The 23,832-nt window shown below is 66.0% G+C and carries 22 protein-coding genes; 13 read left to right on the top strand and 9 right to left on the bottom strand.

Annotated features, from left to right (window positions below):
* The first annotated feature begins 106 nt into the window (after nucleotides 1-106).
* On the top strand, nucleotides 107-1,915 hold the full coding sequence (gene lpdA / locus ACZLIF_RS17990; protein WP_065175199.1) for a dihydrolipoyl dehydrogenase: 1,809 nt from the start codon (nucleotides 107-109) through the stop codon (nucleotides 1,913-1,915).
* A gap of 1,093 nt (nucleotides 1,916-3,008) precedes the next feature.
* On the opposite strand, the gene ACZLIF_RS17985 is transcribed toward lpdA, so the two are convergent.
* On the bottom strand, nucleotides 3,009-3,827 hold the full coding sequence (locus ACZLIF_RS17985) for a hypothetical protein (protein ID WP_053518741.1): 819 nt from the start codon (nucleotides 3,825-3,827) through the stop codon (nucleotides 3,009-3,011).
* A gap of 460 nt (nucleotides 3,828-4,287) precedes the next feature.
* Between ACZLIF_RS17985 and ACZLIF_RS17980 the strand changes: the two genes are divergently transcribed.
* The 9 genes from ACZLIF_RS17980 to ACZLIF_RS17940 all read left to right on the top strand — a co-directional run bounded on the left by ACZLIF_RS17980 (nucleotide 4,288) and on the right by ACZLIF_RS17940 (nucleotide 11,488).
* Nucleotides 4,288-4,653, top strand: coding sequence for a hypothetical protein (locus ACZLIF_RS17980; RefSeq protein WP_180876808.1), 366 nt, complete (start codon nucleotides 4,288-4,290; stop codon nucleotides 4,651-4,653).
* Between the two features lie 30 nt (nucleotides 4,654-4,683).
* Nucleotides 4,684-5,484, top strand: coding sequence for a F0F1 ATP synthase subunit A (gene atpB, locus ACZLIF_RS17975; protein WP_053518739.1), 801 nt, complete (start codon nucleotides 4,684-4,686; stop codon nucleotides 5,482-5,484).
* A gap of 73 nt (nucleotides 5,485-5,557) precedes the next feature.
* Entirely contained in the window at nucleotides 5,558-5,863 is a 306-nt protein-coding gene (atpE, locus tag ACZLIF_RS17970) for a F0F1 ATP synthase subunit C (RefSeq protein ID WP_005411133.1), read from the top strand.
* Between the two features lie 106 nt (nucleotides 5,864-5,969).
* Complete coding sequence (locus ACZLIF_RS17965; protein ID WP_053518738.1) at nucleotides 5,970-6,440, top strand: F0F1 ATP synthase subunit B; 471 nt, start codon at nucleotides 5,970-5,972, stop codon at nucleotides 6,438-6,440.
* A gap of 2 nt (nucleotides 6,441-6,442) precedes the next feature.
* Entirely contained in the window at nucleotides 6,443-6,970 is a 528-nt protein-coding gene (locus ACZLIF_RS17960; protein WP_053518737.1) for a F0F1 ATP synthase subunit delta, read from the top strand.
* A 44-nt stretch (nucleotides 6,971-7,014) separates the two neighbouring features.
* Entirely contained in the window at nucleotides 7,015-8,562 is a 1,548-nt protein-coding gene (atpA, locus tag ACZLIF_RS17955; RefSeq protein WP_053518735.1) for a F0F1 ATP synthase subunit alpha, read from the top strand.
* Nucleotides 8,563-8,643: 81 nt separating this feature from the next.
* Nucleotides 8,644-9,507, top strand: coding sequence for a F0F1 ATP synthase subunit gamma (gene atpG, locus ACZLIF_RS17950; protein ID WP_128989005.1), 864 nt, complete (start codon nucleotides 8,644-8,646; stop codon nucleotides 9,505-9,507).
* A 38-nt stretch (nucleotides 9,508-9,545) separates the two neighbouring features.
* Nucleotides 9,546-10,952, top strand: coding sequence for a F0F1 ATP synthase subunit beta (gene atpD, locus ACZLIF_RS17945; protein WP_049429233.1), 1,407 nt, complete (start codon nucleotides 9,546-9,548; stop codon nucleotides 10,950-10,952).
* Nucleotides 10,953-11,065: 113 nt separating this feature from the next.
* A complete protein-coding gene (locus ACZLIF_RS17940; protein ID WP_005419509.1) occupies nucleotides 11,066-11,488 on the top strand; it encodes a F0F1 ATP synthase subunit epsilon in 423 nt (140 codons plus the stop codon).
* Between the two features lie 67 nt (nucleotides 11,489-11,555).
* Here the strand turns inward: ACZLIF_RS17940 and ACZLIF_RS17935 are convergent, their stop codons facing one another.
* Nucleotides 11,556-11,939 carry a GtrA family protein gene (locus ACZLIF_RS17935; RefSeq protein ID WP_053518733.1) on the bottom strand — a complete coding sequence of 128 codons (384 nt, stop codon included), beginning with the start codon at nucleotides 11,937-11,939 and terminating at the stop codon, nucleotides 11,556-11,558.
* Nucleotides 11,940-12,019: 80 nt separating this feature from the next.
* Between ACZLIF_RS17935 and glmU the strand changes: the two genes are divergently transcribed.
* A complete protein-coding gene (gene glmU / locus ACZLIF_RS17930; RefSeq protein WP_065175197.1) occupies nucleotides 12,020-13,387 on the top strand; it encodes a bifunctional UDP-N-acetylglucosamine diphosphorylase/glucosamine-1-phosphate N-acetyltransferase GlmU in 1,368 nt (455 codons plus the stop codon).
* Nucleotides 13,356-13,907 carry a GNAT family N-acetyltransferase gene (locus tag ACZLIF_RS17925; protein WP_128989003.1) on the top strand — a complete coding sequence of 184 codons (552 nt, stop codon included), beginning with the start codon at nucleotides 13,356-13,358 and terminating at the stop codon, nucleotides 13,905-13,907. The genes glmU and ACZLIF_RS17925 overlap by 32 nt, the downstream gene beginning before the upstream one ends.
* Nucleotides 13,908-13,990: 83 nt before the next feature.
* Here ACZLIF_RS17925 and ACZLIF_RS17920 read toward each other — a convergent pair whose 3' ends face one another.
* From ACZLIF_RS17920 to ACZLIF_RS17890, 7 genes are all read right to left on the bottom strand, one after another.
* Nucleotides 13,991-15,343 carry a sensor histidine kinase gene (locus tag ACZLIF_RS17920; RefSeq protein ID WP_128989001.1) on the bottom strand — a complete coding sequence of 451 codons (1,353 nt, stop codon included), beginning with the start codon at nucleotides 15,341-15,343 and terminating at the stop codon, nucleotides 13,991-13,993.
* Nucleotides 15,340-16,686, bottom strand: a complete 1,347-nt coding sequence (locus tag ACZLIF_RS17915; RefSeq protein WP_074899853.1) for a sigma-54-dependent transcriptional regulator — start codon at nucleotides 16,684-16,686, stop codon at nucleotides 15,340-15,342. Before ACZLIF_RS17915 ends, ACZLIF_RS17920 begins: the two co-directional genes overlap by 4 nt.
* A gap of 122 nt (nucleotides 16,687-16,808) precedes the next feature.
* Nucleotides 16,809-17,201 carry a PDZ domain-containing protein gene (locus ACZLIF_RS17910; protein ID WP_128988999.1) on the bottom strand — a complete coding sequence of 131 codons (393 nt, stop codon included), beginning with the start codon at nucleotides 17,199-17,201 and terminating at the stop codon, nucleotides 16,809-16,811.
* Between the two features lies 1 nt (nucleotide 17,202).
* Nucleotides 17,203-18,426, bottom strand: coding sequence for an ABC transporter permease (locus tag ACZLIF_RS17905; protein WP_128988998.1), 1,224 nt, complete (start codon nucleotides 18,424-18,426; stop codon nucleotides 17,203-17,205).
* Between the two features lie 16 nt (nucleotides 18,427-18,442).
* Nucleotides 18,443-19,747, bottom strand: coding sequence for an ABC transporter permease (locus tag ACZLIF_RS17900; RefSeq protein WP_053518747.1), 1,305 nt, complete (start codon nucleotides 19,745-19,747; stop codon nucleotides 18,443-18,445).
* Between the two features lie 10 nt (nucleotides 19,748-19,757).
* The gene (locus ACZLIF_RS17895) at nucleotides 19,758-20,480 is read right to left on the bottom strand and encodes an ABC transporter ATP-binding protein (RefSeq protein ID WP_128988996.1); all 723 of its coding nucleotides are present in this window, start codon (nucleotides 20,478-20,480) and stop codon (nucleotides 19,758-19,760) included.
* A 24-nt stretch (nucleotides 20,481-20,504) separates the two neighbouring features.
* Nucleotides 20,505-21,782 (bottom strand): efflux RND transporter periplasmic adaptor subunit, encoded by a 1,278-nt coding sequence (locus ACZLIF_RS17890; protein ID WP_128988994.1) that lies wholly within the window; start codon nucleotides 21,780-21,782, stop codon nucleotides 20,505-20,507.
* Nucleotides 21,783-21,985: 203 nt separating this feature from the next.
* On the opposite strand from ACZLIF_RS17890, the gene glmS reads away from it, so the two are divergent.
* Nucleotides 21,986-23,824 carry a glutamine--fructose-6-phosphate transaminase (isomerizing) gene (gene glmS / locus ACZLIF_RS17885; protein ID WP_478462161.1) on the top strand — a complete coding sequence of 613 codons (1,839 nt, stop codon included), beginning with the start codon at nucleotides 21,986-21,988 and terminating at the stop codon, nucleotides 23,822-23,824.
* Nucleotides 23,825-23,832: the final 8 nt, after the last annotated feature.

Here is a 23,832-nt window from a genome sequence, read left to right as displayed (position 1 = left end):
GCACCCGCTTCGCCCCCACCGTGTGGCCGTCGCCCTTGGCGCGGCCGCCTGACGAAACGCAGTGACAGCCCGCCGGCCACCCCGGCCGGGCATGAGGAAAACCACCATGGCCACGATTGAAGTCAAGGTTCCCGACATCGGCGATTACAGCGATGTGCCGGTGATCGAAGTGTTGGTCGCCGTCGGCGATACGGTGAAGAAGGACCAGGGCCTGGTGACCCTGGAATCGGACAAGGCCACGCTGGAAGTGCCGTCCTCGGCCGCCGGTGTGGTCAAGGAACTGAAGGTCAAGCTCGGCGATACGCTGTCCGAGGGGGCCGTGGTGGTCCTGCTGGACACCGAAGGAGCCGCCGAGGCCCCGGCCAAGGCAGCCGCACCTGCGCCTGCGGCCGCCGCCCCGGCCAGCAAGCCGCCGGTCACCCCGTCGCATCGTGCCCCGGCCGAACCGGCCGCACCGAAGCCGGCACTGGCCAGCGGCAAGCCGGCCGACATCGAATGCGAGATGGTCGTGCTGGGCTCCGGCCCGGGCGGCTACACCGCCGCGTTCCGCGCAGCCGATGTCGGCCTGGATACGGTACTGGTCGAGCGCTACGCCAGCCTCGGCGGCGTCTGCCTCAACGTCGGCTGCATTCCGTCCAAGGCACTGCTGCATGCGGCGGCGGTCATCGATGAAGTCGCCCATGCCGGCGATTTCGGCGTGGAGTTCGGCAAGCCGACGATCACGCTGGACAAGCTGCGCCAGTACAAGGAAAAGGTCGTCAACCAGCTGACCAAGGGTCTGGCCGGCATGGCCAAGCAGCGTAAGGTGCGCAACGTGCAGGGTGTCGGTCGGTTCCTGTCGGCCAACGAGCTGGAGATCACCGCCGCTGACGGCAGCACGCAGCTGCTGCGCTTCCAGAAGTGCATCATCGCCGCCGGTTCGCAGGCGGTGAAGCTGCCGAACTTCCCGTGGGATGACAAGCGTGTGATGGATTCCACCGACGCGCTGGAGCTGGCCGAAGTGCCGGGTTCGCTGCTGGTTGTCGGTGGCGGCATCATCGGCCTGGAAATGGCGACCGTGTACGGTGCGCTGGGCAGCAAGGTTACCGTGGTCGAATTCATGGACCAGCTGATGCCGGGCGCCGACAAGGACCTGGTCAAGCCGCTGGCCGACCGCCTGAAGAAGCAGGGCATCGACGTTCACCTGAAGACCAAGGCGTCGGGCGTGACCGCCGATGCCAAGGGCATCACCGTGACCTTCGAGGCGGCCGAGGAAGGGCAGTCGCCGGCGCTGGCGCAGGGGACCTTCGACCGCGTGCTGGTCGCCGTGGGTCGTTCGCCGAATGGCAAGAAGATCGATGCCGAGAAGGCTGGCGTGCAGGTCACCGAGCGTGGCTTCATCCCGGTTGACCGGCAGATGCGTACCAATGTGCCGCACATCTTCGCCATTGGTGACATCGTCGGCAACCCGATGCTGGCCCACAAGGCCACGCACGAGGGCAAGCTGGCGGCTGAAGTGGCGGCCGGCCACAAGAAGGAGTGGGTGGCCCGCGTGATCCCGTCGGTGGCCTACACCAATCCGGAGATCGCCTGGGTGGGCGTGACCGAGACCGAGGCCAAGGCCAAGGGCCTGAAGGTCGGCGTGGCCAAGTTCCCGTGGGCGGCCAGTGGCCGCGCGATCGGCATCGGTCGCACCGAGGGCTTCACCAAGCTGATCTTCGACGAAGAGACCCACCGCATCATCGGTGGCGCGATCGTCGGTGTGCATGCCGGTGACCTGCTGGCCGAGATCGGTCTGGCCATCGAGATGGGCGCGGAAGCTGAAGACATCGGCCACACCATCCATGCCCATCCGACGCTGAGTGAATCGGTGGCGATGGCTTCGGAAATCTACGACGGCACGATCACCGATCTGTACATGCCGAAGAAGAAGTAAGGCGCTTGCGCCGGGCCATGCCCGGTGAAACGGAAAGCCCGGCGAAAGCCGGGTTTTTTGTTGGTGGCTTCTGTGGCTTCGGTGACTGTGGTCGCGAGCTTCCGGGCCGCTGCGCGGGTGGCAGGCATTTGGACACATGTCCCCCGTCGCCCGCCTGCGGCGGTCGCCTCCTCCTTTACTGTGTCCAAACGCCTGCCACCCACGTAGCGGCTCGGCGTGCGGACGGTCCAGCCGCAGAGTCACTTCAGCAGACGCGTGGAGGCCTGACACGCGGAGGGAGAGGGGGCTGCGTGCGAAGTAAAGGAGGAGGTGACGGCCGCAGGCCGGCGCCGGGGGACATTCGCATGCAGCCTCCTCTCACTCCTGCGCACCCGCGATCCTGCGATTGCGGCCTGTGTAATCGCGAGCGTCCGGGCCTCTGCGTGAGCGGCAGGCGCTTGGACAAATGTCCCCCGCCGTCCGCCTGCGGCGGTCGCCTCCTCCTTTACTGTGTCCAAACGCCTGCCACCCACGCAGCGGCTCGGCGTGCGGAGGGTCCAGCCGCAGAGCCACTTCAACAGACGCGTGGAGGCCTGACACGCGGGGGAGAGGGGGCTGCGTGCGAAGTAAAGGAGGAGGTGACGGCCGCAGGCCGGCGCCGGGGGACATTCGCATGCAGCTCCCTCTCCCTCCAGCGCGCCAGCGATCCTGCGAGTGCGGCATGTGTGATCGCGAGCGTCCGGGCCTCTGCGTGAGCGGCAGGCGCTTGGACAAATGTCCCCCGCCGTCCGCCTGCGGCGGTCGCCTCCTCCTTTACTTTGTCCAAACGCCTGCCACTCACGCAGCGGCTCGGCTTGTGGAGGGTCCAGCCACAGCGCCACTTCATCAGACGCGTGGAGGCCTGACACGCGGAGGGAGAGGGGGCTGCGTGCGAAGTAAAGGAGGAGGTGACGGCCGCAGGCCGGCGCCGGGGGACATTCGCATGCAGCCCCCTCTCCCTCCAGCGCTTCGACCATGCCGCTTTTACCCCGGCAGGACAAAGCAGCACAAAAAAACGCGGCCCCCGATGTTCCGGAGGCCGCGCCAGGAGAGAGTGCGATGGAAGGGGCAGGAATCAGAACACGAAGCTGACGCCGGCCACCGGGCCCTTGAATTCCTGCTTCAGACCGATGGTGCCGTCGCTGCCCTTCTTGTCCGCATCCAGTTTGAACCAGTCGTAGCCGGCGAACAGGCCGAAGTTCTTGGTCAGGCGGTAATCGACGATGGCATTGGCGCGGCTCAGGTCACCCTTGTAGTCGTCGAAGCTGCCCCAGCGGGTGTTGAGGTACTGACCCTGCAGGGTGATCATCCACTTCTCGGACGGGGTGAAGCTCAGGCGCGCACCGACCACCGGTGCCACACCGTCGGTCTTCTCGTCCAGGAACTGGCCTTCATACACGGTGCCCAGGTCCGCATAGCCCTTGGTGCTGACCTTGGCGTACTCCGCACCCAGCTGCAGGCCCAGATCGAAGGTGTCGGTGTCGACAACGGAGTAGTCGTAGACCAGGCTGGCCACCTGATACTTCAGCTCGGCCTTGACGAAGCTGTCAGCCGGCACGTTGACGCCGCCGAAGGAGATGTCCTGGCCCAGCGTCTCGCGGCGGTCCTTGTCGTACTTGAAGTAGTTGAACAGGAAGCGCTGGCGGTCGCTGAGGCGGAACATGCCGTCTACCCGCGGTTCCCATTCCTTGCCGCCGAGCTTGAAATCTTCCGAGAAACCGACGTCCTGGCCGGCGACAGTGGTGTTGCCGCGCAGCGTGTTGTCCGAATCGATGTTCATCGCACCCAGGCGCAGGGCGAAACGGTCATCGCCTTCGGCGGCATGGGCGGCGCTGGCGAACGATGCGCCGGCGGCAAGCAGGGAGAGGGCGAGCAGGGTGGGGACGGAGCGCATCGAAGAGTCCTTGCAGTGGTTCATCAGAATGAAGCCCACTGTGCAGGACGCACTCGTCCACCATGCGTGAACGTATGGTCGATGGCGTGTGCACGGTTCAGCGCTGTCACGACCATGAAAAAGGATGGCCCCGGAGCCGGGCTTCGGGGCCATCGTGGACCTGCGGGGCGAAGCGTCGACGAGGTTGCTGCAGGCAGGTCGGAAGGTCGGACCGGCAAGGTCGCGGAAAGTTCCCAGGCGTGCGACCAAAGTTCAATACGCTGCACCGCAGCATCATGTGGACGTCATTGTCCCTTGGGCGGCACGCAAAAATGTAACCGTTACCGCAACTTGCGCCCTTCCGGGATGAACAGGCAGCGGTTGTCTCGCAAATTGTCCCATTGCTATAATTTGGCGGCTCGATGAGGCCCCCCTGCTGTAGCCGCCTCAGCCCTCCACTTGCAACCACGCGGGACGTCCTGTGCTGAACTCCGTTGAAGCGGGTCGGCGACTGATGCTGCGCGCCGCGGTCTACCCGCTGGCCGCAGTGGCTGTCCTGGCCCTGGCCTTCCTGCTGGTAGGGCCGAAGTACGCGCTCGGTGCCCTGGCATCCGGCGTGGCGATCTCGGCCGGTGGCTGGGTCGCGGCACGGATGGCGCTGGGCGGGGGTGCCCTGGCTGCGGGGTCGGCAATGGCACGGCTGATCATTGCGATCGTGGCGAAGTGGGTAGTCGTTTTCGGCGTCCTGCTGGTGGGGTTCCTGGTCTTCAAGCTGCCTGCATTGGCGCTGTTGGCCGGTATCGCCGTCGGCTTGATGTTCCAGGTCCTGGCGATGGCCAGGCGTTGACAGAATTCAATTAACTAAGGTTCCGGACACATGGCGGGCGAGGCTCTAACCCCTACCAGCTACATCCAGCATCACCTGCAGAACCTGACCGCACCGGTCGGCAACGGCGACGGGATGTTCTGGCATATCCACGTCGATACCTTCCTCACCGCGGTCCTGATGGGCCTGGTGATCGTGGTTGCCTTCTGGCTGGGCACCCGCAAGGCCACGGCTGGCGTGCCGGGCAAGTGGCAGGCCTTCGTGGAGATCTGCCTGGAGTTCGTCGACCGCCAGGCCAAGGACACCTACCACGGCAAGAGCAAGCTGGTCACGCCGATCGCCATCACGATCTTCTTCTGGATCCTGATGATGAACCTCATCAAGATGATCCCGGCCGACTTCATCGCCAAGCCGCTGGAGCTGGCGGGCATCCATTACTGGAAGCCGGTGCCGACCGCCGACGTCAATGCCACCCTGGGCATGGCCATCAGCGTGTTCTTCCTGATGCTGTTCTTCGCGCTGAAGTCCAAGGGACTGGGCGGCTTCATCAAGGAGTTCCTGACGGCTCCGTTCGGCAAGTGGATGATGCCGTTCAACCTGATCCTCAACATCGTCGAGTGGCTGAGCAAGCCGATCTCCCTGGCGATGCGACTGTTCGGCAACATGTTCGGCGGCGAAATCGTGTTCCTGCTGATCTGGGTGCTGGGTGGTGCCGGTTTCTTCGGCGCCATTGCCGGTGGTGCGTTCGGCCTCGGCTGGATGCTGTTCCACCTGCTGGTGATCCCGCTGCAGGCCTTCATCTTCATGATGCTGTCGATCGTGTACCTGAGCCTGTCGGAAGACGCTCACTGAGTTTCAAGCTTCAACGCGTTTCAACCTTCATCCGTTTCATCACCCTTAGCAACTTAAGTTCCTGGAGATAACCATGTACTTCGCCGTCCTGACCAACTTCGCGCAGATTCAGAGCTCCACCGCCCTCGCCGTCGGCATCATGATCGGCCTGGCCGCGCTGGGCGCCGGTCTGGGTCTGGCCATCATGGCTGGTAAGTTCCTGGAGTCGGCCGCCCGCCAGCCGGAACTGATCCCGGTCCTGCAGGTCCGCATGTTCATCACCGCCGGCCTGATCGACGCCGCGTTCATCATCTCGGTCGCCGTCGGCCTGCTGCTGGCCTTCGCCAACCCGCTGTCGGCCGCCTTCGCCGGTGCCGTCACCAAGGCTCTGGCCGGCTGATACAGCGGTTTGAGACGACCGGGTGCTGATGCACCCGGTTTCGGATGAAGGCCGGATGCGCCGCCCCGGCGGCGCGTCCACCCCGAAACCAGCGATCGAGCTAACCATGAATATCAATTTCACCCTTCTTGCGCAGGCGCTCGCCTTCGCTGGTCTGATCTGGATCATCGCGACCAAGATCTGGCCGCCGCTGATGAACGCGATCGAAGAGCGCCAGCAGAAGATTGCTGAAGGCCTCGCTGCTGCCGACCGCAGCCAGAAAGATCTGGCCCAGGCGCAGGAGAAGGTCAACGAAGCGCTGAAGGAAGCCCGCACCAAGGCCAACGAGATCATCGACCAGGCCCACGCGCGCGCCAACCAGATCGTCGACGCAGCCCGTACCGAAGCGATCACCGAAGCCACCCGTCAGAAGGAACTGGCCCAGGCTGAGATCGACGCCGCCGCCAACCGTGCCCGTGAAGATCTGCGCAAGCAGGTGTCCGCGCTGGCCGTGACCGGTGCCGAAAAGCTGCTCAAGCGCGAAATCGACGCCAACGCCCACAAGGCGCTGCTCGACGAGCTGGCCTCGGAGATCTAAGGATGAGCCAGGCCCTCACGCTTGCCCGCCCGTACGCCCGCGCCGCGTTCGCGACCGCGCGCGACGAAGGCGCGTTCGCGCCGTGGTCGGACGCCCTGGCGTTCTCCGCCCACGTCGCCGCCGACCCGCGCGTGGCGGCCCTGCTCGCCAACCCGGAGCTCGGTCGTGACGACGCTGTCGCCCTGCTGGCGCCGGCGACCCACGGCGAAAGCTTCTCGCGCTTCCTGGCCATCCTGGCCGAATCGCATCGTCTGCCGCTGCTGCCGGAGATCTCCGGCATGTTCGACGCCCTGCGCGCCGAAGCCGAGCACGTGGTCAAGGCCACCGTGACCTCGGCCGCCGAACTGTCGGCCGGCGAGCTGGACGCGATCAAGGTCGCGCTGCGCAAGCGCTTCAACCGCGAGGTCGATGTGACCACTGCGGTCGATGCCTCGCTGATCGGCGGCGCCGTGATCGACGCCGGCGACGTGGTCATCGATGGTTCGCTGAAGGGCAAGCTGGCCCGCCTGCAGACCGCGCTCGCTAACTGAATTCATTTAACGTCCGGCTCCGCTGCCGGCACTAGGACTTGACGATGGCAACCACGCTCAACCCCTCCGAAATCAGCGAACTGATCAAGAACCGCATCGAGAAGGTCAAGCTGGCCGCGGAATCGCGCAACGAAGGCACCGTGACCAGCGTGTCCGACGGCATCGTGCGCATCTTCGGTCTGGCCGACGTGATGCAGGGCGAAATGATCGAACTGCCGAACAACACCTTCGCCCTGGCCCTGAACCTGGAGCGCGACTCGGTCGGCGCCGTGGTCCTGGGTGACTACGAGCACCTGCGCGAAGGCGATGTCGCCAAGACCACCGGCCGCATCCTGGAAGTGCCGGTCGGTCCGGAACTGCTGGGCCGCGTCGTCAACGCGCTCGGCGAGCCGATCGACGGCAAGGGCCCGCTGGGCACCGACGTGACCGCTCCGGTGGAGCGTGTTGCTCCGGGCGTGATCTGGCGCAAGTCGGTCGACCAGCCGGTGCAGACCGGTTACAAGTCGGTCGACTCGATGATCCCGATCGGCCGTGGCCAGCGCGAGCTGATCATCGGTGACCGCCAGACCGGCAAGACCGCCATGGCGATCGACGCGGTGATCAACCAGAAGGGCACCGGCATCAAGTGCGTGTACGTTGCGATCGGCCAGAAGGCATCGACCATCGCCAACATCGTGCGCAAGCTGGAAGAGAACGGCGCCCTGGCCCACACCATCGTCGTGGCCGCCACCGCGTCCGAATCGGCTGCGATGCAGTACATCAGCGCCTACTCGGGCTGCACCATGGGCGAGTACTTCATGGACCGCGGCGAAGACGCGCTGATCGTTTACGACGATCTGTCCAAGCAGGCCGTTGCCTACCGCCAGATTTCGCTGCTGCTGAAGCGCCCGCCGGGCCGTGAAGCCTACCCGGGTGACGTGTTCTACCTGCACTCGCGCCTGCTGGAACGCGCTGCCCGCGTGTCCGAGGAGTACGTCGAGAAGTTCACCGAAGGCAAGGTCACTGGCAAGACCGGTTCGCTGACCGCGCTGCCGATCATCGAAACCCAGGCCGGCGACGTGTCCGCCTTCGTTCCGACCAACGTGATCTCGATCACCGACGGCCAGATCTTCCTGGAAACCGACCTGTTCAACGCCGGCATCCGCCCGGCCGTGAACGCCGGTATCTCGGTGTCGCGCGTCGGTGGTTCGGCGCAGACCAAGATCATCAAGAAGCTGTCGGGCGGCATCCGCATCTCGCTTGCCCAGTACCGTGAGCTGGCTGCGTTCGCGCAGTTTGCTTCGGATCTGGACGAAGCCACCCGCAAGCAGCTGGAACGTGGCCAGCGCGTCACCGAGCTGATGAAGCAGAAGCAGTACGCGCCGATGTCGATCGCCAACCAGGCGCTGTCGATCTACGCCGTCAACGAGGGTTACCTCGACGACGTGCCGGTCAACAAGCTGCTGGCGTTCGAAGAGGGCCTGCACGCCCACTTCGCCAACACCCAGGGCGAGCTGATCAACAAGGTCAACGCCACCGGCGGCTGGGACAACGATATCGAAGGTGCCTTCAAGAAGGGCATCGCCGACTTCAAGACCACCGGCAGCTGGTAACAGCGCATGGGGAACGGGGCCTGGCCCCGTTCCACCGTTGAACAACGCGGGGCATCAGCCCCGCGCCACGGGAAACAAGAGATGGCAAGCGGACGCGAAATCAAAACCAAGATCAAGAGCGTGCAGAACACCCGCAAGGTGACGCGCGCCCTGGAGATGGTCTCGGCCTCCAAGATCCGCAAGGCGCAGGATCGGATGAAGACCTCGCGTCCGTACGCGCAGGCGATGAAGCAGGTGATCGGCCACCTGGCGCAGGCCAGCACCGATTACCAGCATCCGTTCCTGGTCGAGCGCGAGCAGGTCAAGCGGGTCGGTTTCATCGTGATCTCCTCCGATCGCGGCCTGGCCGGCGGCCTGAACAACAACCTGTTCCGCAGGATGCTGGGCGAAGCCAAGGCATGGCAGGACAAGGGTGCGGAAGTGGATCTGGTGACCATCGGCCAGAAGGCATCGACCTTCTTCCGCCGCGTCAAGGTCAACATGGTCGGCAGCGTGACCCACATCGGCGACGTGCCGAAGCTGGAATCGCTGATCGGTGTGATCAAGGTCATGCTCGACGCCTTCACTGAAGGCAAGGTCGACCGCGTGTACCTGGTCTACAACCGCTTCGTGAACACCATGACGCAGAAGGCCAGCTTCGATCAGCTGCTGCCGCTGCCGGCGGCCGAGAAGCAGGTCGCGCACCACGACTGGGATTACCTGTACGAACCCGATGCCGCGACCGTGCTCGAGCACGTGATGACGCGTTACATCGAGTCGCTGGTGTACCAGGCATTGCTGGAAAACGTCGCCTCCGAACATGCCGCACGCATGGTCGCGATGAAGGCGGCGAGCGACAACGCCAACAAGCTGATCGGTACGCTGCAGCTCGTCTACAACAAGGCGCGCCAGGCAGCGATCACCCAGGAAATCTCCGAAATCGTCGGCGGCGCGGCAGCAGTCTGACCGCGTTCGTTCAAAGCACACATTTAGAGGATGCAGCAATGAGTCAGGGCAAGATCGTTCAGATCATCGGCGCGGTCGTCGACGTCGAATTCCCGCGTGAGTCGGTGCCGAAGGTGTACGACGCACTGAAGGTCGACAACACCGAAATCACCCTTGAAGTCCAGCAGCAGCTGGGCGACGGCGTGGTGCGTACCATCGCCCTCGGTTCCACCGATGGCCTGAAGCGCAACCTGGTCGCCACCAACACCGGTCGTGGCATCTCGGTGCCGGTCGGCGCCGGCACCCTGGGCCGCATCATGGACGTGCTGGGCCGTCCGATCGACGAAGCCGGCCCGGTCGCTGCCAGCGACAACTGGGAAATCCACCGTGCGGCACCGTCGTACGAAGACCAGTCCCCGGCCACCGAGCTGCTGGAAACCGGCATCAAGGTCATCGACCTGATGTGCCCGTTCGCCAAGGGCGGCAAGGTCGGCCTGTTCGGCGGCGCCGGCGTCGGCAAGACCGTCAACATGATGGAACTGATCAACAACATCGCCAAGGCGCACAGCGGTCTGTCCGTGTTCGCCGGCGTGGGTGAGCGTACCCGTGAGGGCAACGACTTCTACCACGAAATGAAGGACTCCAACGTCCTCGACAAGGTGGCGATGGTGTACGGCCAGATGAACGAGCCGCCGGGCAACCGCCTGCGCGTCGCGCTGACCGGCCTGACCATGGCCGAGTACTTCCGCGACGAGAAGGACGAGAACGGCAAGGGCAAGGACGTGCTGCTGTTCGTCGACAACATCTACCGCTACACCCTGGCCGGTACCGAAGTGTCGGCACTGCTGGGTCGTATGCCGTCCGCCGTGGGTTACCAGCCGACCCTGGCCGAGGAAATGGGCGTCCTGCAGGAGCGCATCACCTCGACCAAGAACGGTTCGATCACCTCGATCCAGGCCGTCTACGTTCCCGCGGACGACCTGACCGACCCGTCGCCGGCGACCACCTTCGCCCACCTGGACTCGACCGTGACCCTGTCGCGTTCGATCGCCTCGCTGGGTATCTACCCGGCCGTCGATCCGCTGGACTCCACCAGCCGCCAGATGGACCCGCTGGTCATCGGCCACGAGCACTACGACACCGCCCAGCGCGTCCAGCAGACCCTGCAGAAGTACAAGGAACTGAAGGACATCATCGCCATCCTGGGCATGGACGAACTGTCCGAAGAAGACAAGCAGGCCGTGTCGCGCGCCCGCAAGATCGAGCGCTTCTTCAGCCAGCCGTTCCACGTGGCCGAAGTGTTCACCGGTTCGCCGGGCAAGTACGTGCCGCTGAAGGACACCATCCGTGGCTTCAAGGCCATCGTCGATGGCGAGTACGACCACCTGCCGGAGCAGGCGTTCTACATGGTCGGCGGCATCGAAGAAGCGGTCGAGAAGGCCAAGAAGATGGCCGAGAAGGCCTGATCCGGGAGGGGCGGGAGCGATCCTGCCCGACCTGACGCCGGCGCCGGGCAGCCGCCCGGGCCGGTGGACCTCCACGGTGGCATCGCGCCACCGCGAACAGCGAAGAGATTTGCATGAGCACGATCCGTTGCGACATCGTCAGCGCCGAGCAGGAAATCTTCCGTGGCGAAGCGACCCTGGTCGTGGCCACCGGTGAGCTGGGCGAACTGGGCATCGCGCCCAAGCACGCACCGCTGATCACCCGCCTGAAGCCGGGCAAGGTGGTGGTGACCACGCCGAACGGCGAGCAGCTGGATTTCGCCATTTCCGGCGGCATCCTGGAGGTTCAGCCGCAGGTGGTGACCGTGCTGGCCGACACCGCGATCCGCGCGCAGGACATCGACGAAGCCTCGGTCCGCAAGGCCAAGGAAGAAGCCGAGCGCATCCTGGCCAACCGTGGTGAAGCCATGGAAGTGGCCGAAGCCCAGCAGAAGCTGGCCGAAGCCGTGGTCCAGTTGCAGGCGCTGGAGCGCCTGCGCAAGAACCTCAAGCACTGAGGCTCGCCACACCCACAGGAACGCCGGCCTCGTGCCGGCGTTTTTGTTTGTGCGCCATCACCGCCGGTCAGCGGTAGACCACGTGGCGCATCAGCAGGAACGACACCGCCGCCAGTCCGCCCTCGACCAGCGGCTTGGCCAGCCACGCGTAGCGCAGGCCCAGAGCCTGGTCGACCAGGCTGACCAGCAGCGTGCTGGCCGCCGTCAGCAGCAGCCACAGCGCGCAGAAGCGCGCAAAGCGCTTCCAGCCCAGCTTGTGCGTGCCCGGCTCGGCGAACGTGTAGCGACCGTTGAGCCAGAAGCCCAGCAGCATCCCCGCCAGCCGGCCCGTGACGTTGGCCGGTGCAACCGGCAACCCCAGTGCGGTGGCCGCCACGAAGACCACCCAGTCGACCAGCAGCTGCACGAGCCCGATGACGAGGTAGGTGCTTCCCTGGCGGATGAGGCTCATCGGCATGCTGAAGAAGGAGGGGCATCCATGTTAACGGGCCACGCTCTAGAATCGGTGTCATCGAACCACGGATTCCCCCCATGACCCAACCCCTGCACGTGATCATCCTGGCCGCAGGTGCCGGCAAGCGCATGAAGTCGGTGCTGCCGAAGGTGCTGCAGCCGATCGCCGGGCAGCCGATGCTCGCGCATGTCATCGCTGCCGCCCGCGAGCTCGACCCCGCTGCGATCCACGTGGTGTATGGCCATGGTGGCGAGGCAGTGCGGCGCCACTTCGCCGACCAGACCGACCTGCAATGGGCCGAGCAGGCACAGCAGCTCGGGACCGGCCACGCCGTCGCGCAGGCGATGCCGCAGGTGCCCGACGCCGCGCAGGTGCTGGTGCTGTACGGCGATGTGCCGTTGATCCGCGCGCAGACGCTGCGCGACCTGCTGGCGCAGCCGGGCCGGCTGGCCGTGCTTGTGGCCGATGTCGATGACCCGACCGGTTATGGCCGCGTGCTGCGCGACGCCGAGGGCCGGGTCGGCGCCATCGTCGAACAGAAGGACGCCAGCGATGACCAGCTGCGCGTGCGCACGATCAATACCGGCATCATCACCGCCGAATCGACCGCGCTGCGCCGGTGGCTCTCGCAGCTGTCCAACAGCAACGCGCAGGGCGAGTACTACCTGACCGACGTATTTGCCTTTGCAGCCCGTGAGTTCACCCCGGCCGAGATGGCTCTGGTGGCCGATGTGCAGGAAGCAGAAGGGGCGAACGATCCCTGGCAACTGGCGCAGCTCGAGCGCGCGTGGCAGCGCCGCGCAGTACGTGCGCTGTGCGCGCAGGGCGCGCGCGTGCTGGACCCGTCACGGCTGGATATCCGCGGCAGCGTGACGGTCGGCAGCGATGTGCTCATCGATGTCGATGTCATTCTTGAGGGCAAGGTGGTGCTGGGGGATGGCGTGACCATCGGCCCGTTCAATCGACTCAAGGACGTGACGCTCGGGCCGGGCACCGAAGTGCGCGCGCACTGCGACCTGGAAGGGGTGGTCACCGAAGGTGCCGCATCGGTCGGCCCGTTCGCCCGGCTGCGTCCGGGCACGGTGCTCGCCGATGGCGTCCACGTAGGCAACTTCGTGGAGACCAAGAAAGTGACCCTCGGCGTGGGCAGCAAGGCCAACCACCTGACCTATCTGGGCGATGCGGTGATCGGCAGCAAGGTGAACATCGGCGCCGGCACCATCACCTGCAACTACGACGGCGTGAACAAGTCGACCACGACCATCGGCGACAATGCCTTCATCGGTTCCAACAGCTCGCTGGTGGCGCCGGTGCTGATCGGCGAGGGCGCCACCATCGCCGCCGGTTCGGTCATCACCCGCACCGCGCCGGACGGCAAGCTGACGCTGGCACGCGCACGGCAGGAAACCATCGATGGCTGGAAGCGGCCGGTCAAGAAATCCTGAGCCACGGATTCCGCATGCCGACGAGCTCGGCGTGCTGCCGGCGATCGAACAGCGTGCCGGCGAACTGCTGAAGGGCCACGAAGCCTATCCGGTGTTCGCCGGCCACGGCCTGGATCTGCAGGCGCTGCGGGACGGCCTCCGGCGCGGCCAGCTGTGGGTGGTGGATGACGCCGACGGCGGCGGCATCGCCGGTTACCTGCTGGCAGGCGGGCTGTGCGGCGAATTCCATGTGCTGCAGATGGATGTGGACCCGACGCATGCGCGTCGTGGCCATGGTCGTGCTTTGCTGCGGCACGCGTTGGCATTGGCCAGGACCCAGGGCTATCGCTCTGCGGTGCTGACCACGCTGGCAGACGTGCCGTGGAATGCGCCGTTCTATGCCGGCGAGGGATTCGTGGGGCTTGCGCAGGAGGAATGGGGTGACGGGCTGCAGGCCGTGATGGCGGAGGAAGCCGCATTGGGGTTCCCGATGCATCTACGGGTGGCGATGCGGCGTGTCCTGTCTTCGATGGATGGCTGAAGGTCGTTCCGTGGTCGGGTAGCGCCGGGCCATGCCCGGCGAGCGGAGCGGCCACTCCTGCTTCCGATCACCCGAGCGTCACCTCACCCCGCCGGCAGCAGGATCGAAACACACAACCCACCCTCACTGCGGTTCTGCAGCGACACCCGTCCACCGTGCGCCTCCACGATCTCCCGGGTCAGCGCCAGTCCCAGCCCGGTGCCGTTGCGCTTGGTCGAATAGAACGGCATCAACGCATTCTGCAGTACCTGCTCGTTCATGCCTTTGCCGCGATCAAGCACATCCAGACGCAGCCACTGGGGCAGGCGGGTCAACTGCACCTGCACGTCATCGTTGGGCGGATCGGCTTCCGCGCAGGCTTCGTGCGCGTTCTTCAGTAGGTTCAGCAGTGCCTGCCCGAACTGCGCGATATCGATGCGGCTGCTCATCTCCTCGTCCGGTTCCTGCTCCATGCCGAACGGAATCTGCTGGCGCAGGCTGGACAGGAACGGGGCCCAGTGCACGGTCTGCAGCTGGGGTTGTGGCAGCTTGGCGAAGCGTGCGTATCCGCGGATGAACCCCTCCAGGTGGCGGGCGCGATCTTCGATGGTGGTGAAGATCTCCGGCAGGCGGTCGAACCGCTCACGCTTGACCAGTTCCCCTCCGGAATGCGCCAGCGAGGCAATCGGTGCCAGCGAATTGTTCAGCTCGTGGCTGATCACCCGGATCACCTTCTTCCAGGTCTGGACTTCCTGCCTGCGCAGCTCGGCGGTGAGCAGACGCACCAGCAGCAGATCATGGGGCCGTCCATTGAGATGGAACGCGCGCCGCGACAGGTGGTAGACCTGCTCGTCATCCTCGTCGCCGTCTTCGCCTTCGGCCTGCACCGCGAACAGGCTGTCGCCGCCGCGGGCGATGGCGTCGCGCAGTTCCACCGGCACCTGCTCCAGCACCTCCTCCAGGCGCTGGCCCTCCAGCTTCCAGCCACCATGCAGCAGCTTGCGCGCAGCCAGGTTGGAGAACACCACACGGGCGATGCCATCGCCGCCTGATGCGATCAGCAGCATCGCCACGGGCGTGTTCTGCACCATTGTGTCCAGCAGCAGTTCGCGTTGCACCAGACCCTGGCGCTGCTCGCGCAGCACGTCGCCCAACTCGCGATGTGCCTTCACCAGGTCACCCAGTTCGTCGTTGCCTTCCCAGTGAACGCCGAAGTTGTACTCGCCATCGCGGTAGCTGCTGGTGGTGCCGGACAACGCACGCATCAGCGAGCGGACCGGTGCGGTGGCGCGGCGCAGCGCCCACCACATCAGGGCAAGCAGGATCACCGTGGATACCATGGCCACCGCCCAGCCGTGGTCGAGCCAGTAGGCCAGCAGCCAGGGCAGCGCGGCAGCCAGCGCCAGCACCGGCAGCAGGCGCAGGAACAGGCGGAAGGTGAACGCGCGTCGCTTCATTCGCGCGGAATGCCGTGGCGGTCCATGCGCCGGTACAGTGCCTGGCGGCTGAGACCGAGTTCGGCGGCCGCCTGCGCGATGACCCCATGATTGCGCGCCAGTACCTCCTCGATACGCGTGCGGTCCGGATCGTTGCCGGCGCTCGGCGCCGGGCGTGGCGCAGCCGGAGCGCGTGGCAGGTTGAGATCGGTCACTTCAATGCGGTTGCCGGTGGCCAGCAGCTCGGCGCGCTGGATCACGTTGCGCAGTTCGCGCACGTTGCCCGGCCACGGGTGCCGTTGCAACGCGGCAGCGGCGGCGCTGGACAACGGCTTGCCGCCCGCCAGGAAGCGTTCGGCCAGCGGCAGAATGTCGCCGGGCCGCTCGGCCAGCGGCGGCAGCACCAACTCCACGGTGTTGAGGCGGTAGTACAGGTCCTCGCGGAACGTGCCGTCGCGGATCATCGCCGGCAGGTCGGCATTGGTGGCGCTGACCACGCGTACCTTGACCTGGCGTTCGCGGTTGGAGCCCAGGCGCTCGAAGCGACCGGTCTCCAGCACGCGCAGCAGCTTCATCTGCCCGCCCAGCGACAGGTTGCCGATCTCATCCAGGAACAGGGTGCCTCCATCGGCCGCCTCGAACTTGCCTTCGCGCGCCTTGTTGGCACCGGTGTAGGCACCTGCCTCGGCGCCGAACAGCTCGGCTTCGATCAGCTCGGACGGCAGCGCACCACAGTTGACCGTGACGAACGGTCCCTTTGCCACCAGCGAATTGGCCTGGATGATCTGCGCGATCTTCTCCTTGCCGGCGCCATTGGGTCCGGTGATCAGGACCGGCAGTTCGGAGCGTGCGACCTGGCAGGCCAGGGCGATCACGCGTTCACTGGCAGGATCGGCGAAGACGGCACCACTGAGGTCGTACTTCTGTTCCAGCGCGGTGCGCTGACGCTGCTCGCGTTCGCGCCGACGGTCCAGTTCGCGACGTGCTTCGGACAGTTCCAGCAGGTTGTTGACCGTGGTCAGCAGCTTGCGGTCGTCCCAGGGCTTGGCCAGGTAATCGGCCGCGCCGGCCTTGACCAGGTCCACCGCGCTGCTCAGATGGGTCCAGGCGGTCAGCAGGATCACCGGCAGGTCGGGGTGGCGTGCGCGGATCTGCGCGAACAGGGCTTCGCCTTCCTCGCCGGAGGTGGTGTCCTCGCTGAAGTTCATGTCCTGGATCACCAGGTCCACCGGCTGCGATTCGAGCAGGGCCAGGCCTTCGGCCGGGCTCTGTGCCTGCAGCGTGTCGATGTCGTGCAGGGAGAACAGCACGTCCAGCGCGGTGCCCACGCTGGCGTTGTCGTCGATGATGAGGATCGCGGGCATGGAACGGTTCTGGAAAAGGGATGGGCAGCGCCGGAGAGAGCCGTAGGTTCCAGGGCGCCGGCAGGAGCCGGCGCCACCCATCAAGCATAGCTAAAACCTGCGGCCCTGCAGGCGACGCCGGATCACCGCCGTGGCGGCGGCGGAGCCGGCGGCGGTGGTGGTGCGGCGGGCGGTGACAGCAGGGGCCGCCAGCCCGCCAGGGACACCGGCACGGTCAGCGTCTTTCCATCGCGCTGCAGCAGCAGCCGTACGCTGGATGCGTCGGTGGCCTGCATCGCGGCTGTCAGCTGGTCGACCTGCTGCACGGCGGTATCGTCCACGCGCAGGATGCGGTCGCCACGGCGCACGCCGAAGCGCGCCTCCGGATGCGCCGCATCGACCCGCACGTGGCCGCCCGAGGAAGCCAGCGCCACATGGGCGCCGTCGTCCTGCCAGCTCAGGGTCTGCTGGTTGCTGCTGCCGGCAAGGGCCGGCAGCGGCAGCATCAGCATCATCGTGAGGAAGCGCGCGCGCATGTCACGCCCCCCGCGTGGCGACGGCCGGGGGCACGGCGGCCGCCCGGCGCGCAGGGCCGAACACGGCGATCTGGCCCAGTGCCCACAGCAGCACCGCACCCAGCGGCAGGTACAGCAGCGGCATGCGAGGCAGCTCGTACATGTTCATCAACCACAGATTGATGGCGTAGGCCGCCAGCATGCCCAGCACGATGCCCAGCGAGGCCAGCAGGAAGTTCTCGGTCTGGAAGTAGCGCAGCACCTGGCCGCGGGTGGCACCGAGCGCACGGCGGATGCCGATCTGCTTGCTGCGCTGCTGCACCCAGAAGCTGGCCAGGCCGACGATGCCCAGCGCCGTCACCACCAGCAGGGCGATGCACACGGTGACCAGCAGTCCGACCATCGCCCGGTCGTTCTTGAAGTAGTCGTTGCGCTGGTCCTCATAGCTGAGCTTCTCGCGCACCAGGCGGTTGGGATCGTTGCGTTCCAGGGCCGCCAGGGCACCCTTCAGCACTTCATCGCGGCGTTCAGGCGTGGTGCGCAGCATGTACGGGCCGCCGCTGGCGAAGTCGGTGCGCACCGGCAGGATCATCGACAGGGTGGTGTTGTTGTTCCAGTCCGTCGGCGGCGCGAGGTGGGCAACCACGCCCACCACGTGCAGCGCCTGCCGACCCATGTAGAAGGTCTTGCCCAGCGGGTTCTGGCCCGGGAACATCTTCTCGGCCACGGCCTGGTTGAGGATCACCGCCGAAGCCTTGTCCGGTGTGGTGCTGGCCGACTTGCGTGCGTCCTCGAAGTCGATGTACTCGCCGGGCAGGAAGTCACGGCCGGCCACCAGCTGCAGGCCCAGGGTGGACAACGCACCTTCGTTGAACATGTACAGCGTCGCCGAGGTCGTCGGCCGTTCCGGGTCGCGCTCGCGCGAGATGCTGGTATTGGACGAGCTGGGGCGGAACGGCAGCTGGTTGACCTTGGTCACGCTGGTCGCACCGGGAACGGCGCGCAGCGCGGCCAGGTCTTCCTGGGTACGCGCCATGGCATTGGTCTGGGTGCCGATGCCGCTGGTACGGACGATCACCAGTTCGTTCTCGGCCAGGCCGCTGGGCTGGGTGATCTTCTCCACGCGCTGGCTGACCAGGAACAACGCGTTGCAGACGATGGCGCAGGTCAGCGCGATTTCCAGCACGATCAGGGCAGCGGCGGTCTTGTGCCGGCGCAGCGTGCTGAGGATGGGGCGGATATCCATGGCAGTGTCCTTGTGCTTACTGCGACTTGAGCTGGATGGCGGGGGTGACCTGCATGGCACGCCAGGCCGGAAGGAATCCGGCGGCCAGGCTGGCCAGCAGGGTCAGGCCGAGGGCGAGCAGCAGCATGCTGCCGTCCAGATGGGCCAGCTGGGCGTACTCCACCGGCTGCCTGCGCACTGCGGCCAGACCGATCAGGGCCAGGCCGATGCCGAGCACACCGCCGACCACGCCGATGGCACCGGCTTCGACCAGGCACTGCAGGAAGATCTGCCCACGGCTGGCACCCAGCGCACGCCGCACGCCGATCTCACCGCTGCGGCGCAGGAACTTGGCCAGCAGCAGACCGACCGTATTGACCAGGCACACGCCCAGGAAGCCCAGCGCCAGCCACATCTGCAGGCGCACGTCGCTGGGCACCGCACCGTTGAAGTCCAGCCACTCCATGACGCTGCGCACACGCACGTTGGCGGGACGCTCGAAGCGGCCTGCAGCGCGCTGCTGGTCGGAGTAGTTCACCAGATAGCGGCGGTAGTCATCGACCTTGCCCGGCTCCAGCTCGACCCAGTACTGGATCCAGGTGCAGGCCGCACTGAGCGAGTGGCTGTCGCCGCCCGGGCCGCCGTCGCGGAAGCAGTTCATGTTGCCGTTGTTGCCGAAATCCAGATCCATGGCAGTGGAGAACGGCACCAGCAGGTCCTCGTCCTTGCCGTAGGAACCGGTGGTCAGGTCGAAGAACTGCGGTTCGGGATTCCATTCCTTCATCACGCCGATCACGCGCAGCGACTGGCTGTTCACGCGGATCTCGCGGCCCACGCTGTTGGCGCCCTGGAACAGCTTTTCATTGATGGCCTTGGACAGCACCACCACGCGGCTGTGCGCATCGTCGTCGCTGGCAGACCAGGCGCGGCCGTACTGCATCGGCACGTTGAACATCGGGAAGAAGTCCGCCGAGGTCCAGCGCGTATCCACCGAGAACGGCTTGAGGGTGCTGCCCTCCGGCTCGACGATGGCACTGCCGCCACTCATCATCGCCTGGTGCACGGCGCGCTTCTCGCGCAGCAGGGCTTCGGCGTCGAACCGCGTCATCTGGCCTTCCGGCTCCTCGTCCGTCAGGTAGCCGGAGCGCGGCCGCGGATCGAGCTGCGCGTAGAACAAGCGGTCGCTCTTCTCCGGAATCGGATCGCCGGACAGGACATGGAACACGGTCAGGGTGGTCATCGAGGCACCGATGCCCAGTGCGATGGCCACCACCATCAGCGCGGTCAGTACCTTGTTGCGGCGGAAGCTGCGTACCGCCAGTCGTGCGTAGTAGGCGAACATGGGCATGCCCTCACTCGTTGACGGCGGCGATGCGGCGCGGGGTGGACAGCACCGGCTCGCGCACCAGGTCGGTGACCTGGCCATCGACGATGTGCACGTTGCGCTGCGCACGCGCGGCCAGTTCCGGATCATGGGTGACCATGACGATGGTGGTGCCGGCCGCGTTGATTTCCTCCAGCAGCTCCATCACGCCACGTGCCATCTGCGTATCCAGGTTGCCGGTCGGTTCGTCGGCCAGCAGCAGGCGCGGGCTGCCGGCGAGGGCACGGGCAATCGCCGCGCGCTGCTGCTGGCCGCCGGACAGTTCGTTCGGGTAGTGCTTCATGCGTGAGCCCAGGCCGACCTGGGTCAGCGCCTTCTCGATGCGCTCACGGCGCTCACCGGCACTCATCTTGCGGTAGCGAAGCGGCACGTCGACGTTGTCGAACAGGTTCAGGTCCGGAATCAGATTGAAGCCCTGGAAGATGAAGCCGATCTTCTGGTTGCGCAGGCGGCTGCGCGCATCATCACCGAGCTGGCTGACATCCTCGCCATCAAGCAGGTAGGTGCCACTGGTGAAGGTCTCCAGCAGGCCGGCGATGTTGAGGAAGGTGGTCTTGCCGGAGCCGGAGGGACCGGTGACGGCGACGAACTCGCCCTCCTTGACCTGCAGTTCCAGCGAGCGCAGTGCATGGGTTTCCACCTGTTCAGTGCGGAAGACCTTGGCGACCGAACGCATTTCGAGCATGTACATGGGGTGTCCTCTCTCCAGGATGTATCAGTTGACGGAGACGCGTTCGGCGTCCTTGAACAGGTCGCTGCCGGAGACCACGATACGGTCGCCCGGCTGCACACCCGACTTGATTTCCACTTCGCCCAGGCTGCTGACGCCCAGTTCCACCGGACGGCGCACCGCCGTGCGGCCATCCATCACGTAGGCCACGCCGTTGCCCTGTTCGACGAACGGGCCGCGCTCGACCTTCAGCACGTTCTTGCGGGTATCCAGCAGCACCCGGACCGACATCCGCTGGCTCTGGCGCAGGCCTTCGGGCTGCTTGTCCGCGAAGCGCACGCGGGCATTGACCTCGCCGTTCACCACTTCCGGCGACACCGCGCTGATCTCGCCCGGGAACGGCTGGCCGTTGCCGCCGGTGAGCTGTGCGGGCATGCCGATGGCCAGATCACGAGCGAAGCTCTCCGGAACCTTGATCTCGACTTCGAACTTGGACAGGTCCACCACGCCGAGCACCGGCGCGTTGGCTGCCAGGTTGGTGGACTGGGTGGCCTGTACCTGGCCCACCTGGCCATCAAACGGCGCGCGCAGGGTCAGCGCATCGACCTGGCGCTGCACTTCGGCCACCACCGCCTTCTGGCGATCGGCCAGCAGCCGCTTGTTGCGTGCATCCAGGTCGGCGCCCTGGCTCTGCAGGCGGGCATCGGTGGTGGCGTTGGCAAGGTTGATGTCGGCTTTCTTCAGGCTGTCCTGGGCCTTTGCCAGGTCGATCTGCGGCACGGCACCGCCGTCGAAGCCGCGCTGGTAGCGCTGCAGGTCGCGATCGGCAGCCTGGCGCTCGATGGTGGCCTGATCGGTTTCCTTGCGCGACTTGGCGCGGGCCAGCGTCGCGTCCAGGGCGGCGCGGCTGGCCTCGGCTTCCAGGCCAGCCAGGGTGGCCTGTTCCTGGGCCAGCTTGCTGCGCAGTTCCGGGCTGTCGATGATCGCCAGCTCCTGGCCCTTCTTGACCACGTCGCCGGCCACAACCTTCAGGTCCACGGTGCCGGCGGAGATCGCATACAGCACCGGGCTGTTGGCGGCGATCACGCGGCCGTCGGCGGCGATGTCACGCACCAGGTCGCCACGTTGCACTTCGGCGATGCGCACCCGGCTGCTGTCGAACGAGCGGCTGGCGTTGGCCCAGGCGTACACGGCCCAGCCGATGCCGGCGAGCAGGGCGATGCTGCCCAGTGCCGGCCAACGGTAGCGATGCCAGGCGGCGGCGGTCGGGCGGGACGAGGTGGAGGAAACGATCTGGTCCTGGGCGGAAGTGTCGCGGATCATCGGGTTCGTGCCTGACGGTGGTGATCCATACCAAGCACGTAGCGTGCCAACTTTATTTCCTTTCTCATCAATGAGTTGCAATTCGAGTGGCGGTGTCCGGGTGTCCGCGGACACCTGTGCGGACACATTCATTAAGCGGACAGGAGGGGGAAACCGGACACGCACGCTAGAATGCCGCGACCGTCTTCAAGGAAATGCGTGACATGTGTGGAATCGTGGGAGCGATCGCTGATCGCGACGTGGTGCCGGTGCTTATCGAAGGTCTGAAGCGACTGGAGTACCGCGGCTACGATTCTTCAGGCATCGCGGTGATCGACGCGACCGATCGCCCTGACGTGCACCGCGTCCGCCGCACCGGCCGGGTCGCCGAGATGGCCGCTGCCGCCGCCGCCGAGGGGTTCAATGCGCAGCTGGGTATCGGCCATACGCGTTGGGCCACCCATGGCGGCGTCACCGAGGCCAATGCGCATCCGCACATCAGCCAGGGCGTGGCCCTGGTCCACAACGGCATCATCGAGAACCATGAAGAACAGCGCGAGCGGCTGCGCGCGCTGGGCTACACCTTCGAGTCGCAGACCGACACCGAAGTGATCGCCCACCTGATCCATCATCATCTGCAGAGCGGTGACGATCTGCTGGTGGCGCTGCAGCGCACCGTGAAGGAACTCACCGGCGCCTATGCACTGGCCGTGGTCAGCCGTGCCGAGCCGGAGCGCTTCGTCTGCGCACGCATGGGCTGCCCGCTGCTGGTCGGCCTGGGCGAGGGCGAGAATTTCGTTGCCTCCGATGTCTCAGCGGTGATCTCGGCCACCCGCAAGGTGATCTTCCTGGAGGAGGGCGACACGGCCGAGGTGCGCCGCGAGGGTGTGCGCATCTTCGACGAGCACGATCATCCGGTACAGCGCGAGGTGCACCTGTCCGACGTGTCGCTGGCCTCGCTGGAACTTGGCCCTTACCGCCATTTCATGCAGAAGGAAATCCACGAGCAGCCGCGCGCGCTGGGTGACACCATCGAGGCGGCGATCGACGCCGGTGGCTTCCCGGCCGAGCTGTTCGGCAGGAATGCCGAGGCGGTGCTGGCGGGCATCGAAGGCGTGCAGATCCTGGCGTGTGGCACCAGCTACTACGCCGGCCTGACCGCGCGCTACTGGATCGAGTCCATCGCCGGCCTGCCGTGCAGCGTGGAGATCGCCAGCGAGTACCGCTACCGCGCGGCGTACGCGAACCCGAAGCACCTGGTGGTGACGATCTCCCAGTCCGGCGAAACGCTGGACACGATGGAGGCGCTGAAGTACGCCAAGTCGCTCGGCCACCGGCATACGCTTTCGATCTGCAACGTGCCGGAAAGCGCGATTCCGCGTGCCAGTGAACTGGTCTGCTATACCCGTGCCGGTGCCGAGATCGGCGTGGCTTCGACCAAGGCGTTCACTACCCAGCTGGCCGCGCTGTTCCAGCTGACCGTGGTGCTGGGCAAGCTGCATGGGCGCGTCGATGCCGCACAGGAAGCCGACTATCTGGAGCAGCTGCGCTTCCTGCCGGGCAGCGTGCAGCACGCGTTGAACCTGGAGCCGCAGATCGCGGCCTGGGCCGAGCGCTTCGCGCGCAAATCCAACGCGCTGTTCCTGGGCCGTGGCCTGCACTATCCGATCGCACTGGAAGGTTCGCTCAAGCTCAAGGAGATCTCCTATATCCACGCCGAGGCGTATCCGGCGGGCGAGCTCAAGCACGGTCCGCTGGCGCTGGTGGACGAGGACATGCCGGTGGTGGTGATCGCCCCCAACGACAGCCTGCTGGAGAAGGTGAAGTCGAACATGCAGGAGGTCCGTGCGCGCGGTGGCGAGCTGTTCGTGTTCGCCGACCAGGACAGCAACTTCTCCGAAAGCGAAGGCGTGCATGTGATCCGTACGCCGCGCCACGCGGGCGTGCTCAGTCCGGTGGTGCATACCATTCCGGTGCAGCTGCTGGCCTACCACACCGCACTGGCGCGTGGCACCGACGTGGACAAGCCGCGCAACCTGGCCAAGAGCGTGACGGTGGAGTAACCGCCATC

Source organism: Stenotrophomonas sp. 2201_Sma, assembly GCF_056486685.1.
This window is presented reverse-complemented; position numbering and strand designations above follow the sequence as displayed.

What these genes read in the sequence shown, in the direction of transcription:
- lpdA (WP_065175199.1), top strand. Translation starts at nt 107, where the DNA reads ATGGCCACGATTGAAGTCAAGGTTCCCGACATCGGCGATTACAGCGAT.
- ACZLIF_RS17985 (WP_053518741.1), bottom strand. Translation starts at nt 3,827, where the DNA reads ATGCGCTCCGTCCCCACCCTGCTCGCCCTCTCCCTGCTTGCCGCCGGC.
- atpB (WP_053518739.1), top strand. Translation starts at nt 4,684, where the DNA reads ATGGCGGGCGAGGCTCTAACCCCTACCAGCTACATCCAGCATCACCTG.
- atpE (WP_005411133.1), top strand. Translation starts at nt 5,558, where the DNA reads ATGTACTTCGCCGTCCTGACCAACTTCGCGCAGATTCAGAGCTCCACC.
- ACZLIF_RS17965 (WP_053518738.1), top strand. Translation starts at nt 5,970, where the DNA reads ATGAATATCAATTTCACCCTTCTTGCGCAGGCGCTCGCCTTCGCTGGT.
- ACZLIF_RS17960 (WP_053518737.1), top strand. Translation starts at nt 6,443, where the DNA reads ATGAGCCAGGCCCTCACGCTTGCCCGCCCGTACGCCCGCGCCGCGTTC.
- atpA (WP_053518735.1), top strand. Translation starts at nt 7,015, where the DNA reads ATGGCAACCACGCTCAACCCCTCCGAAATCAGCGAACTGATCAAGAAC.
- atpG (WP_128989005.1), top strand. Translation starts at nt 8,644, where the DNA reads ATGGCAAGCGGACGCGAAATCAAAACCAAGATCAAGAGCGTGCAGAAC.
- atpD (WP_049429233.1), top strand. Translation starts at nt 9,546, where the DNA reads ATGAGTCAGGGCAAGATCGTTCAGATCATCGGCGCGGTCGTCGACGTC.
- ACZLIF_RS17940 (WP_005419509.1), top strand. Translation starts at nt 11,066, where the DNA reads ATGAGCACGATCCGTTGCGACATCGTCAGCGCCGAGCAGGAAATCTTC.
- ACZLIF_RS17935 (WP_053518733.1), bottom strand. Translation starts at nt 11,939, where the DNA reads ATGAGCCTCATCCGCCAGGGAAGCACCTACCTCGTCATCGGGCTCGTG.
- glmU (WP_065175197.1), top strand. Translation starts at nt 12,020, where the DNA reads ATGACCCAACCCCTGCACGTGATCATCCTGGCCGCAGGTGCCGGCAAG.
- ACZLIF_RS17925 (WP_128989003.1), top strand. Translation starts at nt 13,356, where the DNA reads ATGGCTGGAAGCGGCCGGTCAAGAAATCCTGAGCCACGGATTCCGCAT.
- ACZLIF_RS17920 (WP_128989001.1), bottom strand. Translation starts at nt 15,343, where the DNA reads ATGAAGCGACGCGCGTTCACCTTCCGCCTGTTCCTGCGCCTGCTGCCG.
- ACZLIF_RS17915 (WP_074899853.1), bottom strand. Translation starts at nt 16,686, where the DNA reads ATGCCCGCGATCCTCATCATCGACGACAACGCCAGCGTGGGCACCGCG.
- ACZLIF_RS17910 (WP_128988999.1), bottom strand. Translation starts at nt 17,201, where the DNA reads ATGCGCGCGCGCTTCCTCACGATGATGCTGATGCTGCCGCTGCCGGCC.
- ACZLIF_RS17905 (WP_128988998.1), bottom strand. Translation starts at nt 18,426, where the DNA reads ATGGATATCCGCCCCATCCTCAGCACGCTGCGCCGGCACAAGACCGCC.
- ACZLIF_RS17900 (WP_053518747.1), bottom strand. Translation starts at nt 19,747, where the DNA reads ATGTTCGCCTACTACGCACGACTGGCGGTACGCAGCTTCCGCCGCAAC.
- ACZLIF_RS17895 (WP_128988996.1), bottom strand. Translation starts at nt 20,480, where the DNA reads ATGTACATGCTCGAAATGCGTTCGGTCGCCAAGGTCTTCCGCACTGAA.
- ACZLIF_RS17890 (WP_128988994.1), bottom strand. Translation starts at nt 21,782, where the DNA reads ATGATCCGCGACACTTCCGCCCAGGACCAGATCGTTTCCTCCACCTCG.
- glmS (WP_478462161.1), top strand. Translation starts at nt 21,986, where the DNA reads ATGTGTGGAATCGTGGGAGCGATCGCTGATCGCGACGTGGTGCCGGTG.